Source organism: Streptomyces tanashiensis (assembly GCF_014648895.1).
GTDB lineage: Bacteria > Actinomycetota > Actinomycetes > Streptomycetales > Streptomycetaceae > Streptomyces > Streptomyces tanashiensis.
Genome location: NZ_BMRZ01000001.1, coordinates 265,516 through 278,954 on the forward strand (window position 1 = coordinate 265,516; position 13,439 = coordinate 278,954).

General features: G+C 73.9%; 12 protein-coding genes and 1 pseudogene. 6 read left to right on the forward strand and 7 right to left on the reverse strand.

Features of this window, described 5'->3' with window-relative positions:
- The first annotated feature begins 62 nt into the window (after positions 1 to 62).
- Entirely contained in the window at positions 63 to 1,583 is a 1,521-nt protein-coding gene (locus IE237_RS01130; protein WP_229842175.1) for a C40 family peptidase, read from the forward strand.
- A 102-nt stretch (positions 1,584 to 1,685) separates the two neighbouring features.
- Positions 1,686 to 2,597 (forward strand): annotated as a pseudogene (locus IE237_RS01135) (MFS transporter); the annotation flags it as partial.
- A gap of 275 nt (positions 2,598 to 2,872) precedes the next feature.
- Here the strand turns inward: IE237_RS01135 and IE237_RS01140 are convergent.
- Complete coding sequence (locus tag IE237_RS01140) at positions 2,873 to 3,400, reverse strand: DUF6584 family protein (RefSeq protein ID WP_189799887.1); 528 nt, start codon at positions 3,398 to 3,400, stop codon at positions 2,873 to 2,875.
- Between the two features lie 82 nt (positions 3,401 to 3,482).
- On the opposite strand from IE237_RS01140, the gene IE237_RS01145 reads away from it, so the two are divergent.
- Entirely contained in the window at positions 3,483 to 3,656 is a 174-nt protein-coding gene (locus tag IE237_RS01145; RefSeq protein WP_189799888.1) for a hypothetical protein, read from the forward strand.
- 142 nt (positions 3,657 to 3,798) lie between these two features.
- On the opposite strand, the gene IE237_RS01150 is transcribed toward IE237_RS01145, so the two are convergent.
- Genes IE237_RS01150 through IE237_RS01170 form a run of 5 tightly spaced genes read right to left on the reverse strand, consistent with a single transcriptional unit; the run spans position 3,799 to position 9,535 of the window.
- Positions 3,799 to 5,034 carry a styrene monooxygenase/indole monooxygenase family protein gene (locus tag IE237_RS01150; RefSeq protein WP_189799889.1) on the reverse strand — a complete coding sequence of 412 codons (1,236 nt, stop codon included), beginning with the start codon at positions 5,032 to 5,034 and terminating at the stop codon, positions 3,799 to 3,801.
- Between the two features lie 47 nt (positions 5,035 to 5,081).
- Positions 5,082 to 5,795 carry a GTP-binding protein gene (locus IE237_RS01155; RefSeq protein ID WP_189799890.1) on the reverse strand — a complete coding sequence of 238 codons (714 nt, stop codon included), beginning with the start codon at positions 5,793 to 5,795 and terminating at the stop codon, positions 5,082 to 5,084.
- The gene (locus IE237_RS01160; RefSeq protein ID WP_041134250.1) at positions 5,776 to 6,189 is read right to left on the reverse strand and encodes a DUF742 domain-containing protein; all 414 of its coding nucleotides are present in this window, start codon (positions 6,187 to 6,189) and stop codon (positions 5,776 to 5,778) included. Before IE237_RS01160 ends, IE237_RS01155 begins: the two co-directional genes overlap by 20 nt.
- Positions 6,190 to 6,194: 5 nt before the next feature.
- Positions 6,195 to 6,686, reverse strand: coding sequence for a roadblock/LC7 domain-containing protein (locus IE237_RS01165; protein WP_030688835.1), 492 nt, complete (start codon positions 6,684 to 6,686; stop codon positions 6,195 to 6,197).
- Positions 6,683 to 9,535: a nitrate- and nitrite sensing domain-containing protein gene (locus IE237_RS01170; protein WP_229842177.1), complete on the reverse strand. Its 2,853-nt coding sequence runs from the start codon at positions 9,533 to 9,535 to the stop codon at positions 6,683 to 6,685. Before IE237_RS01170 ends, IE237_RS01165 begins: the two co-directional genes overlap by 4 nt.
- Before the next feature lie 371 nt (positions 9,536 to 9,906).
- Between IE237_RS01170 and IE237_RS01175 the strand changes: the two genes are divergently transcribed.
- On the forward strand, positions 9,907 to 10,698 hold the full coding sequence (locus tag IE237_RS01175; protein WP_189799891.1) for a protein phosphatase 2C domain-containing protein: 792 nt from the start codon (positions 9,907 to 9,909) through the stop codon (positions 10,696 to 10,698).
- A gap of 83 nt (positions 10,699 to 10,781) precedes the next feature.
- Here the strand turns inward: IE237_RS01175 and IE237_RS01180 are convergent, their stop codons facing one another.
- Positions 10,782 to 11,264 carry a MarR family winged helix-turn-helix transcriptional regulator gene (locus IE237_RS01180; protein ID WP_189799892.1) on the reverse strand — a complete coding sequence of 161 codons (483 nt, stop codon included), beginning with the start codon at positions 11,262 to 11,264 and terminating at the stop codon, positions 10,782 to 10,784.
- 234 nt (positions 11,265 to 11,498) lie between these two features.
- Here IE237_RS01180 and IE237_RS01185 point away from each other — a divergent pair, with 234 nt between their 5' ends.
- Together IE237_RS01185 and IE237_RS01190 are read left to right on the forward strand one after the other, a co-directional pair.
- Positions 11,499 to 12,335 carry a lysozyme gene (locus IE237_RS01185; RefSeq protein WP_189799893.1) on the forward strand — a complete coding sequence of 279 codons (837 nt, stop codon included), beginning with the start codon at positions 11,499 to 11,501 and terminating at the stop codon, positions 12,333 to 12,335.
- 201 nt (positions 12,336 to 12,536) lie between these two features.
- Complete coding sequence (locus tag IE237_RS01190) at positions 12,537 to 13,418, forward strand: lytic polysaccharide monooxygenase auxiliary activity family 9 protein (protein ID WP_189799894.1); 882 nt, start codon at positions 12,537 to 12,539, stop codon at positions 13,416 to 13,418.
- The last annotated feature ends 21 nt before the right edge of the window (positions 13,419 to 13,439 follow it).

Genomic DNA, 13,439 nt, shown 5'->3' on the forward strand with positions numbered 1-13,439 from the left:
CGCCCCGATTCGTACGGTAATCAGATGAAGTGACCCGTCATCATCCCCGTGGAGGTGGTGACGTGTCGCGAAGGCTGCTGCGCACGGTCTGCACGGGGGCGCTCGCCGCGGCGACGGCGCTCATGGGGGTGCTCCCGGCGGCGGGCGCCGCCCCGGACCCGCCCGCGGACCCTCCGGCGGAGGCCCCGATCGCCTGGGCGGACCCGGCGGCGGAACCGGTGGGACCGGTCGACCCCGCGTCCGCGGGAGCGGACAAGGAGTCGGCGGCACCGGCGTCGGCCACGGGAGCGGCCGCCCCCGCGGCCCGGCCGACCCCGACCACGGATCCGGACGGCCCCGCAGACCCGTCGACCCCGACCACGGATCCGGACGGCCCCGCGGCCCGGCCGACCCCGACCACCGATCCGGACGGCCCCGCAGACCCGGCCCCACCGGCGACCGGTCCCGTCGGTCCCGCCCGCCCGGAGGCCTCCTCGGCCTCCCCCTCGCCCGCCGTCGAGGACGCCCTCGGTGACGACGTCCAGGACGACGCCGCCGCGCTCCCGCCCTCCGGCGGTGGCTCCGTCGGCGCGTTGCTCACCCGGCTGCGGACGCTCTACCAGCAGGCCGAGGCGGCGACCGAGCGGTACAACGCCGCCGAGGAGGCGCTGAAGCTCCAGGCAGCCGACACCAGGACGGTCACCGCCCGGCTCACCGCCGCCCGGACCGCCCTGGCGCAGGGCCGTGCGGCGGCCGGCCGGATCGCCCGGGACCAGTACCAGGGCAGGTCGGCGCTCTCCTCGTTCCCCTCCTCCCTGCGGCTGCTCTTCGCCGCGGACCCCCAGTCGGCCCTGGACCAGGGGCACCTGATGGCCCGCGTGGCCCGCGAACGGACGGCCGCCGTCTCCCGGCTCACGAGCGCCGAGCGGCGGGCGGGCAGCCTCGCGAGCGCCTCGCGCAAGGCGCTGGACCGGCAGCAGGGGCTCGCCGCCGCGCAGCGCGTCCGGCGCGACGAGGTGCGGGCCAAGCTGCTGGAGGTCGAGAAGCTGCTCGCCGCCCTGTCGCCGGACCAGCTGGCCCGGCTGACCGCGCTCGAACACGTCCAGACCGCGGGCGCGCAGCGCGAGCTGCTCGACTCCGGCGTCCTGGACGGCCCGCGCACCCCGTCCGGGGCCGGCGCGGAGGCCCTGCGCTTCGCGGTGGGCCAGATCGGCAAGCCGTACGAGTGGGGGGCGGAGGGCCCGGAGGCGTACGACTGCTCGGGGCTGACGCAGCGGGCGTGGGCGGCGGCCGGCCGGGAGCTGCCGAGGACCAGCCAGGAGCAATGGGCGACGCTGCCCCGGGTGCCCCTGACCGAGCTCCGTCCCGGCGATCTGGTGGTCTACTTCCCGGGCGCGACCCATGTGGCCCTCTACCTGGGCGGGGGCCTGGTGGTGCAGGCCCCGCGCCCCGGCGGGAAGGTGAAGGTCTCACCGCTGGCGGCGAACCCGCTGCTCGGGGCCGTACGGCCCGATCCGGGGGGCACGGCCCTGGAGGCGTACAGCCCGCCCGCGCTCCCCGACGGCGCCAGGGACGGCGGGGACGAGGGCTACGACCGGACGTGAACTCCCCTTCCCTGTCCGCCCCTTGCCCTCGTCCGTAATATGCAACAAGCTTGACGGGTCCTTACCGATGGCCGACCGCCGACCCGGACACGGAGCCCCGTCATGCCCAGATCACTGCCGGACACCCGCCCCCGACGCGCCCTCGCCGCCTCCAACTTCGTCAACGCCGTCGGCAGCGGACTCTTCCTCACCGCCGGAGTCCTGTACTTCACCCAGGCCGTACGGCTCCCGGCCGCCACCGTGGGCCTCGGACTCGGCATCGCCGGGCTCCTCTCCCTGGCCGTGGGCATCGCCGTCGGCCACCTCGCGGACCGGCACGGGGCGCGCGGGGTCTTCATGACGACCCTGACGGTGCAGGCGCTCGCCACGGCGGCCTTCGTGCTCGCCGACAGCTTCTGGCCGTTCGTCCTCGCCGTCTCCGCGGCCACCGGCGCCAAGGCGGCCGGTCTCGCCGCCCGGGCGCCGCTCATCCGGCACTACGGAGGGGACCGGCCGCAGGAGTTCCGCGCCTCTCTGCGGGCCGTGACCAACGTCGGCATCTCCCTCGGCGCGCTCCTCGCGGGATGGGCGGTCCAGGTCGGCACGCTCGGCGCCTACCAGGTCCTCGTCGCCGGGAACGCGTGCGCGTTCGCGGCCTCGGCCGCCGTCCTGTTCCTGCTGCCGCCCGTCGCTCCGGCGCCGGCCGCCCGCGGGCCCCGGTGGATCGCGCTGCGCGACCGGCCCTACCTGGCGCTCACCGCGCTCGACGGCATCATGGCGATCCAGTTCAAGGTGCTCACCGTCGCGATCCCGCTCTGGCTGGTGGGGTCCACCACCGCCCCGCACTGGCTCGTCTCCGGCACCATGCTCACCAACACCGTCCTGGTCGTGGCCCTCCAGGTGCGGGCGAGCCGCGGCGTCGGCTCGCCCCGGGCCGGCGGCCGTGCCTACCGGCGCGCCGGAGCGGCCTTCCTCGTCTCCTGCGCCCTCGTCTCGCTCTCCGCGGGAACGCCCGTGGCGGTGGCGGTCGCCCTGCTGCTGACCGCCGTGGTCGTCCACACGGTCGGCGAACTGTGGCACGCGGCGGGCGGCTTCGAGGTGTCGTACGCCCTCGCACCGCCCCACGCCACCGGCCAGTACCTGGGCGTCTTCGGGCTGGGCGCCGGTCTCTCCGAGGCCCTCGGGCCCGGGCTGCTCATCGCGCTCTGCATCGGCTGGGGCCGCCCCGGCTGGTTCGCCGTGGGCGCCCTCTTCGCGGTGACCGGCCTCCTGACCCCGCTCGCCGTCCGCCGGGCGGAGCGGTCCGGCACCTACGAGAAGAGGGAGACGACCCCCAGCACCCAGACCCCCGCGAACACGACGCCCCCGACCACGCAGCCGAGGCCCGCGATCACCCCGCCGGCGTTCCACCCGCCGGTGTCCGGCGCGTGCTCCTCGTCCCCGTCGTCCTCGTAGGAGGCCGGGTCGTCCCAGTCGACCGGCCGTCCCAGCTCCTCGGCGCGGGCCGTACGCAGCGCCGCGAGCCGCTCCTCGGCGAAGGCGGTCGCCGCCATCGACTCGGGGCCGCGCCACGCGAGGGCCTTCATGCGCCACCCGGGCGACCCGTACCGCTCCTCGAAGGCCGCCGTCTCGTCCGGGCGCCGGTCCTCCTCGAGGTACATCCAGCGCCCCGCCTCGGCCGCGTCCCCGTACAGCCGGTACACCTCGGCGAGCCGGCGGCGCAGCGTCAGGTCGTACGGGAAGGAGGAGACGAGCCCGCGCAGGCGCTGGCGCGCCATCGGCACGCGTCCGGCGGCCAGGTCCGCGTCCACGCGGGCGAGGGTGTTCTGCTGAGACATGAGCACATGATCGGACACCGGGGCGGAACGGCTCGACCCGTTTTACGACGACGGCTCCGCCGGCCGTCGTCGCTGTGTGCGGGTGAGTTCGGAGAGCAGCGTCCACGCACCCTCCGCCGGCGACCACGGGGCGGCGGCGGTCTCCAACTGCCAGCCGTCCCCGCAGCAGCCCCGAGGACTGCTGGGCAGCCTCGGGCTCGGCGCGGTGAACATCGGAAGCTCCATCACCTGCACACCCGCCGCGACCTCCTCCTGACCTCGGCACCTCCGTCGCCGCGCCGGTGGCGCGGCCCTGAAAAGGCCGAGGGCTCCCGTGGGCGATGCACGCCGGCGGGAGCCCTCGGCACCGGAGCGGCCAACCACCCACGGCGACCACTCCGACGCGGGTCGGCGGCCTGTCAGCTCGCGGAGACCGAGGCCAGGTAGGCGTTCGTCTTCTCCGGCTCGAAGAAGAAGTTCTCGAAGTCGGCCGGGTCGTTGAAGCCGTTCGCGAAGCGGTCGGCGACGGGCTGGAGTTCGCCGGCCGCGCCGAGCAGGTTCAGGACGTGCTCCGGCGGGGGCGCCAGCATCGCGTTCGTCCACTTGGTGACGTGCTGGGCCGTCTTCCAGTAGCGGTCGAAGGCGCCCTGCATCCACTCCTCGTCGAAGGGCCTGTCGCCCTGCTCGACGATGGCGGCGAGGTACGCGGCGGCGCACTTGGACGCCGAGTTGGAGCCCTGGCCGGTGATCGGGTCGTTGGCGACGACGACGTCGGCGACGCCGAGGACCAGGCCGCCGCCGGGCAGCCGGCCGATCGGGTTGCGGACGGTCGGCGCGTACCGGCCGGCGAGGGTGCCGCCGGCGTCGGTCAGCTCGACCTTCGTCGCCCGCGCGTACTCCCACGGCGTGAACTTCTCCATCAGCTCCAGCGTCAGCGCCAGGTGCTCGGAGGGGTCCTTGACGCCCTGGAAGACGTCGAGCGGGCCGCCGGGGACGCCCTCCCAGAAGAGGATGTCGGCGCGGCCGCCGGTGGTGAGGGTCGGCATCACGAAGAGCTCGCCGACGCCCGGGACGACGTTGCAGCGGACCGCGTCGAAGTCGGGGTGCTCGGGGCGCGGGCCGAGGCCGTGGACGTACGCGACGGCCAGGGCGCGCTGCGGCTCGCTGTACGGCGAACGGGCCGCGTCACGGCCGAACATGGAGACCAGCTCGCCCTTGCCGGCCGCGACGAGCACCAGGTCGTAGCTGCGGGAGAAGTAGTCCAGGTCGCCGACGGCCGCGCCGTGTATCACCAGCTGGCCGCCGCGCTGGGCGAAGGTGTCCATCCAGCCGGCCATCTTCACGCGCTGGTCGACGGACTGGGCGTGGCCGTCGAGCCTGCCGACCCAGTCGATGAGGCGGGCGGAGTCGGGGCCGGCGACGGAGACGCCGAGGCCCTCGATCCGCGGGGCCTGGGACTCCCAGAAGTCGAGCCCGAGGTCCCGCTCGTGCTGGAGGGCGGTGTCGAACATGCACTGGGTGGACATGACCCGGCCGTTGCGGATCTCGTCCGCGGTCCGGTTCGACATGAGGGTGACCTCGTACCCCTGCGACTGGAGTCCGAGGGCGAGCTGCAGGCCGGACTGGCCGGCGCCGACTATGAGTATCTTCCGCATGGGCGGGGCTCCTGGCGTGACGGGTCGAACTATTCGGGGGGGGCGGGCTATTCGGGCGTGGCTTCGAGGGCGTGCGCGACCATCGCGAGCAGGCTCTCGACGACGCTGTACCGCTTGCGCGCGTCCATGATCACCACGGGCACGTGCGCGGGCACGGTCAGGGCCTCCCTGACGTCGTCCGCCTCGAACAGCTCGGTTCCCTCGAAGTGGTTGACGGCCACGATGTACGGCAGCCCGCAGCTCTCGAAGTAGTCGAGGGCCGGGAAGCAGTCGGTGAGCCGGCGGGTGTCGGCGAGCACGATGGCCCCGATCGCCCCGCGCACCAGGTCGTCCCACATGAACCAGAAGCGCTGCTGGCCCGGCGTGCCGAAGACGTACAGCACCAGGTCGTTGTCGAGGGTGATCCGGCCGAAGTCCATCGCCACCGTGGTGGTGAGCTTGTCCGGCGTCGCGGTGAGGTCGTCGGTGTCCTCGCTCGCGCGGGTCATCAGCGCCTCGGTCTGGAGCGGGGTGATCTCCGAGACGGCGCGGACGAAGGTGGTCTTGCCGACGCCGAAGCCGCCCGCGACGACGATCTTCGTCGCGATCGGGGCGCGGGAGTGGTCGAGCTGCCAGTCCTGGGCGCCCTCTTCGGTGTCGGGCTCCGCGGGGTCGGCCTCCGCGGTGTCGAGGAGGGGATCCTCGGCGCCGGGCTGGGCGGGGATGCCGGCGACCGCCGGGGTTTCGGAGACGGCGGTGGCGTCAGAGACGACGGAGTCCACTCAGCACCCTTTCGAGGAGCGCGCGGTCGGGCTGGCCGGTGCCGTGACCGGTCCCGTACACACGGATCTTTCCCTGGTCGGCCAGGTCGCTGAGCAGCACCCGGACGACCCCCAACGGCATCTTCAGAAGAGCCGAGATCTCCGCGACCGTCCGCATCCGGCGGCAGATCTCGACGATGGCCCGCATCTCCGGCATCAGCCCGCGGGCGGCGGGCCCGCCGTCCGTCAGGACCTTGCGGGCGGCGGGCGCTTCGAGCGCCGCCACGAAGGTCTCGACGAGCAGGATGTGACCGAAGCGGGTACGGCCGCCGGTCAGCGAGTACGGGCGCACGCGCGCGGGGCGCCGCCCCTCTCCGCGTACCGGCAGCTTGAAGGCGTGATGAGCTGAGGACATGGCCGTCACTGGGTGCTCTCCATCGATTTGCGCAGCTCGCTGCGGACTTCGGGGGTGAGTACGTGACCGGCGCGGCCCACGAAGAGCGCCATGTGGTACGCCACGACGCTCATGTCGCAGTCGGGCGTGGCGTGCACGCCGAGCAGCGAACCGTCGCTGATCGACATGACGAAGACGCTGCCCTCCTCCATCGCCACCATCGTCTGCTTGACCCCGCCGCCGTCCATCAGGCGGGCGGCGCCGATGGTGAGGCTGCCGATGCCGGAGACGATGGTGGCCAGATCGGCGCTGGAGCCGCGCGGCCCGTCAGGACGGCCGGCGTCGGCGGCGACCGTCGTGGCCTGCTGGGTGGCCGGGTCCGACGAGAGCAGCATCAGGCCGTCGGAGGAGACGACGGCCACCGAGCGGACACCCGGGACCTCCTCCACCAGATTCCCCAGCAGCCATTGCAGGTTGCGGGCTTCCGTACTCAGTCCGAACGTTCCCGTCGCGGTCAACTGCGTGCCTCCTCGACTGTGTCCCCCGTCATCTCCTCTGTACGTGCGGTCCTCGCGGCTTCCGTGCGTGCCGTGTCGAGCTCCGCCTCCACGTCCCGGCGCCCGGCCTTGGCGCCCTGGTGGAAGCCGCCGAGCCGGCGGCGCAGGGCCTCCGCGTCCACGCCGCCCTGGCGGGGCGTGGTGTCGGCGGAGGGCTGACGGACCACCTGCGGGGTGCGCTTGGGCAGCCCCTTGTCGGTGACCCGCTCCCACTGCGCGGGGCGCGGTCCGGGTACGGCCGCGTCGGCGGCGGGCACCTCGGCGGGCGCCGGCTCCCCGTCGGCGGCGCGCTCGTGGGTGTCCGGCTCCGGCGGCGGGTCGGGCAGCCGGACCTGGAGCGTGGTCTCGGAGACGGACTCGTACGGCGCGTCCGGCGCGTACTCCGGCTCGTAGGCCGTCTCGGTCTCGGGCTCGGGCGCGTACGCCGCCTCGGTCTCGGGGGCGTACGCCGGCTCGGCCTCCGGCTCGGGGGCGTACTCCTGCGCCTGCGCCTGCTGCTGGACGGCCTCCGCCTCCGTCCCCGCACCCGTCTCCGCCGCCAGGAACGCGGCCTCCGCCGCCTCCACGAGCGGGTCGCGGTGCCGGGACGGCAGGGTGTTGGAGTTGGCCTCCGCGACCGAGCCCGGCAGCTGGAGCACGGGCGAGGTGCCCGCGACCCGTACGGGCTCCGACACGGCCGTCGGCGGGGTGGTGGGCAGCAGGGGCAGCGGCAGGACCACGACGGCGGCCGTACCGCCCGGCTTCTGCTCGCGCAGCTCGACGCGCACCCCGTGGCGGGCGGCGAGCAGCGCGATGACCCGCATGCCGAGGCCCTCGCCCTCGAAGGCGTCCGGGTCGGCCTCGGCGAGGCGCGCGTTGAGCTCGGCGGACCGGGAGGCGGTCATGCCGATGCCCGCGTCCTGCACGGAGAGCATCACCTCGCCGCTCTCCAGGAGCCAGCCGGAGAGCTGGACCTCGGCGTCCGGCGGCGAGAAGGAGGTGGCGTTCTCCAGGAGTTCCGCGACGAGGTGGCTCAGGTCGTCCGCGGCGAAGCCGGCGACCTGGGCGTGCGGCGGCAGCGACTGGATGGTGACCCGCTCGTAGCGCTCGATCTCGCTGACGGCGGCGCGCAGCACGTCGACGAGCGGGACGGGCCCGGCGTGGCCGTGGACGTGCTCGTGGCCGGCGAGGACGAGGAGGTTCTCGCTGTGGCGGCGCATGACGGTCGCCATGTGGTCGAGCTTGAAGAGGGTCGCGAGGCGGTCCGGGTCCTGCTCGCGCTCCTCCAGCTTCTCGATGACGCCGAGCTGCCGCTCGACGAGCCCGAGGCTGCGCAGCGAGAGGTTGACGAAGGTGTGGTGGACGGTGTTCCTGAGCCGTTCGAGGTCGGCGGTGAGGAGGGCGACCCGGCCCTGGAGGTCGGCGCGCTGGGCGGCGAGTTCGGCGCCGACGGCGTCCTTGGCGGCGGCCAGGTCGGCGCGCTCGTCGGTGAGCCGCTCGGTCTGCGCGGCGAGGCCGGAGAGCTTGCCGTGCAGGGCGTTGAGCGAGCGGACGACCTGGGCGAACTCGTCGTTGCGGCCGGTGAAGCGGACCGCTTCCTCGCGGTGCGGCTCGGGGGCGGCGGCGAGCCGGGCGGCGCCGAGGCGGAGCACGGCGAGCGGCCGGGTGAGGGTGCGGGCGACGTAGGTGGAGATGCCGATCGCGACGAGGAGGCAGCCGCCGAGGTAGGCGATGCGCAGTTCGAGGGCTTCGACGTCGTCGTCGCGGAGCGCGGCGAGGCGTTCGACCCGCTCGGTGGCGAGGGCGGACTCGACGCCGCGCATCTGCTCGATGCGGGCGGAGAGGGCGGCCTCCAGGGCGGCCGGGTCCGTGCCGCGCTCGGCCTCGGTCAGTTTGGGCTGGTCGGTGAGCGAGGCGAGGGCGAGCTCGGCGGTCTTGACGTCGGGGCCGGTGACGGTGGCCGCGAGGGAGTCGCGGGCGGTGGCGCCGGCGGCCTGGTCGAAGTCGCCGAGGGCGGCGAGCTCGCGGACGCGGGCCTGCTGGGCGGCGGCGGTGAGGCCGTCGCGGGCGCGTTCGGCCTCGGCGGCGCCCTCGGGCACGTCGGCCACGTAGGTGCCGGTCTGCGGGTCGTAGTGGACGTCCCCGGAGGGCTCGGGCTGGGGCACGGAGAGTGCGGCGAGGAGCAGGCCGCGGGTGGTGGAGGCCTGTTCGACGGCGCGGCCGAGGGCGGCGGGGGCGCGGGTGGCCTCGGTCAGTGCGGCGTCGGAGGCGCGGGCCGGGGTCTTGTCGGCGAGCTCGTCGGCGAGGGCCTGGAGCTTCCCTATGACGTCCGAGTACGCCTTGTGGGCCTCCAGGGCCGTGCCCTTGCCGGTCAGCGCGCTGCGGCGGACGGAGGGGACCCCGGCGAGTTCGCGGCGGAGTTCGGCGGGTGCGGCGGGCCGGATCTCGTCGATCTGGCGGTCGACGCGGGTGGAGCGCGCGTCGGTGATCTGCCGCTTGTGCTTGGCGTCGCCGCTCTGGGCGTCGCGTCCGGCGGCGATGTACGCCACGACCTCGTCGCGCTCGTCGGCGAGGGAGTGCGCGAGGGTGACGGCCTGCCGGTCGAGTTCGGCGAGGGTGACGAGGCGCTGCGACTCGGTGAGCTCGGCGGAGGCGGCGAGGATCGCGGGGGCTCCGGCGGCGAGGACGGTGACGCCGACGAGGGCGACGCCGGCGACCAGCCGGTTGCGGACGCGCTTGGGCCGGCCGGCGGGGGCCTGCGGCTCACCGGGGGTCTGGCTCTGCGTGCCGTTGTTGCTCCGAGGCCGCTTCTTCTGCACCGGTGCTCGCATTCTTGATTCGTCCGCCCATGAAGCAGGGGTGACGACCGGTCACATGGAGCGCCCCCACCCCTGGTACGGCTTCCGACCATTCCAGCGCTTCCGGCAAGGGGACGGGCATCGGCCGCTCCGCCACCCGAACGAGTGAACAACACTCAGTAGTTGGCGAACAACTTCCGGAGGCGGCGGCCGGGGGCCCGTACGGGGCGCCGGTTGGATCTTCCGGGCGGGCTTTGGCAGGATGCCCGCCCGCAGCTCCCCGGAGGTGACCCTTCCGCCTCGCCGGCCGCTTCCACGGGGTTGGTACAGGCCTTTTCCGGTCATTTGCAGGTCCGGTGAAGGAGTTCACGGCGGAATGCGCGGGTGCGGGCAGACTGGAGGCCATGCGCAGCGAAGTCGCCTCCCTTCCCGGCAGCCCCGAACGCCCCAACGAGGACTGGGCGGCCGCCGCCCTGCCCGCTTCGGGGAGCGGGGGGACGGTCGTGCTCCTCGACGGCGTCACACCTCCCGCCGGTGATGACGGTTGTGTGCACACGGTCCCGTGGTTCACCGCACGACTGGGCGGGGCTTTGACCGAACTGTCCGGTTCCCGCCGGGACATGCCCCTGTCTGAGATCCTGTCGCTGGCCATCCGGCGCGCCGCGGACGCCCACCGCGACACCTGTGACCTTTCTCACGTGCGAACGCCTCAGGCGACCGTGGTGCTCGTCCGCTGGGACGAGGCGTCGGTCGAGCACCTCGTCCTGTCCGACTCCGCGCTGCTCCTGGAGGCCCCGGACGGGACGGTACGGGCCGTGCTCGACGACCGGCTCGACCGGATGCCGGACGAGGTGCGGCGCTCCCTGGAGGCGACGGACCGGCTGCGGAACCGGGAGGGCGGCTTCTTCACGGCGGCGGCGGACCCGGCGGTCGCGGACCGGGCGGTGACCGGGACGACCCCGCGCGCGGAGGTGCGGGCGCTGGCGGCGCTCACGGACGGGGCGAGCCGCTGGGTGGAGCTGTTCGGCGCGGGCGACTGGGCGGACTGCTTCGGTGTGCTGCGCGAGGAGGGCCCGGCCGGGTTGCTCCGGCGGGTGCGGGCGCTGGAGTCCGCCGACGCGCGGGCGGGCGGGGCGCACCGCTGGAAGCTCCACGACGACGCGACGGCGGTGTACGCGGAGCTGTCGGACCACTGACCCCGGTCCGCTCCCCCTCTCCGGCCTTCCGCTGATCCCCGGCCGCTTCCCTTCCCCGGTTCCCAGCCGACCCCGTCCGCCCCTCAGCCCTCCGAGCGGACGTTGAAGTGGTTCAGGAGGCGGGCGAGTTCGGCGACCTCGGCGCGGTCCCAGTCGGCGAGTTTGCGGACGTAGCGTTCGCGCCGGGCGTCGCGGACGCTGCGGAAGCGGCTGCGGCCCTCCTCGGTGAGGCGGACGAGCGAGGCGCGGCCGTCGGCCGGGTCGGGGTCGCGGGCGACGAGCCCGAGGTCCTCCAGGACGCGGAGCTGGCGGCTCATGGTGGCCTTGCCGACGCCGAAGTACCCGGCGAGTTCGGTGGCCCGCTGGGGGCCGGCGTCGTCGAGCCGTACGAAGAGTCCGTAGGCGGACGACTCCAGTTCGGGGTGGACCTCGCGGGCCATCTCGCCGGACTGGGCGCGGGCGCGGCGCAGGAAGACCGCCAGCTCCCGTTCGAGAGCGAGGAATTCCTGGTATCCACCACCTCCGGCGGTGACCCGGCCTTCACTTCCCGTACCGCTTCCGTGCACGTCAGCACCTCCCGCACGCTTTCCGGTCGCTGAAAGTTTCTTCCGGCGGCGTCCATCGCCGCAGCTCCTTCAGTATTTCGCAGGCGTAGACCAACGGCGGCAACCAGGCCCCCTTCCGCCGGGCGGGTCTACGTGCGTAGCGTCTTTCCCGGCAGCCCCGAATGACATGTCCATTCCAGGCATGGTCGCGGGTCCGCCCCACCGCTCCCCCACCGAGCCTTTCGGAGGCACGCAATGCGTGTGCACAGATCCGGAACGACCCTCGCCGGCGCCGCCCTCGCGGCCCTGGCCCTCCTCCTCCCCCTCGGCCTCTCCGGCACCGCCACCGCCGCCCAGGACCCCGGCGCCCGGCAGGCGACCCCCGCACGCGGCTCCGCCTACCTGGGCATGGGCGTGATCGCGCACGACGGGCAGGGCCCCACGTCCGGCGCCGCCACCCTGGCCGCGCAGACGGAAGGCGTGGACGTCTCCAGCCACAACGGCAACGTGGCCTGGTCCACGCTGTGGAACAGCGGGGTCAAGTGGGCCTACGTCAAGGCGACGGAAGGCACGTACTACAAGAACACGTCCTTCACCCAGCAGTACAACGGCTCCTACAACGTCGGCATGATCCGCGGCACGTACCACTTCGCCACCCCGGACACCACGACCGGAGCCGCCCAGGCCGACTACTTCGTCAACAACGGCGGCGGCTGGTCGAAGGACGGCAGGACCCTGCCGGGCGTGCTCGACATCGAGTGGAACCCGTACGGCGCGACCTGCTACGGCAAGACGGCGTCCGGGATGGTCGCGTGGATCCAGGACTTCGTGAACCGCTACCGGTACCGGACGGGCCGCGACCCGGTGATCTACACGGCCACGAGCTGGTGGAAGCAGTGCACCGGCAACTCCGCGGCCTTCGCCTCGACCAACCCGCTGTGGATCGCCCGGTACGCCTCCGAGGTCGGCGAACTCCCGGCCGGCTGGCCGTACTACACGATCTGGCAGTACACCTCCTCCGGCCCGACGGTCGGCGACCACAACCACTTCAACGGGGACTACTCGCGCGTGCAGGCGCTCGCGAACGGCTGACCCCCCGTCTCCCTCCGTCCGACGGCGGCCTCCCGGGTGTGCGGCACCCCGGGGGGCCGCTTCGGCTTTTTCCACCCACCCTCTTGCCCATTGGTATGGACCAATGCGACGCTCTACGGCGGCCGCCCGGATTTCAACTTCCGTGCGCCCCGCGCGCGTTGCTCGTTCCGTACTCCCCCACGCACGAGAGAGAGCCCCCGCATGCCCTCCTACCGCCGCACCACCGCCGTCGCCGCCTCCGCCCTGTCAGCCGCCGCGCTCGTCGGCCTCACCCCCACCGCGGCCGGTGCCCACGGGGCCGTCTTCAACCCCGTGAGCCGGGTGGCGGCCTGTTACGCCGAGGGCCCCGAGACGCCCAAGTCGCAGGTGTGCAAGGACCTCGTCGCCGACTCCGGCACCCAGCCGCTCTACGACTGGAACGAGGTCAACATCGCCAACGCCGACGGCCGGCACCAGGCCCTCATCCCGGACGGCAAGCTCTGCTCCGCCAACCGCGAGAAGTACCGGGCCCTGGACTGGGCGCGCACCGACTGGCCCGCGACGGCCGTCGCCGCCGGCTCCTTCGACTTCAAGGTCCGGGTGACGGCCCCGCACTCGGGCACGATGACCGTCTACATCACCAAGGCGGGCTTCGACCCGACCCAGCCCCTGAAGTGGTCCGACCTGGACCCGACCCCCGTCGCCGTCTACGGCACCACCCGCACCGCGACCGACGGCTACTACAACTTCACGGGCAACCTCCCGGCCCGCACCGGCCGCCACATCGTCTACAAGGTGTGGCAGCGCAGCGACAGCCCCGAGGCCTTCTACAGCTGCTCGGACGTCACCTTCGGCGGCACGGCCACGGCCGCGAGGGCGCAGGCCCAGGCCCCGACCGAGGCGAAGATCGCGGCGGGCGCCTCGCTCTCCACCGTGAGCCACGCGGGCCACGGCGGCGACGAGCAGCCCCCGGCCCTCTCCGCCGAGACCGCCGAGTCCCCCTCCTCGCCGCTCCCGATGGCCCTCGCCGGCGCGGGCGCCCTCGCCGCCTTCGCCGGCGGCAGCCTGCTCCTGGGCCGCCGCCGCAACCCGTCCGCCTCCTGACCGCTCAGGCCACGGACCCCT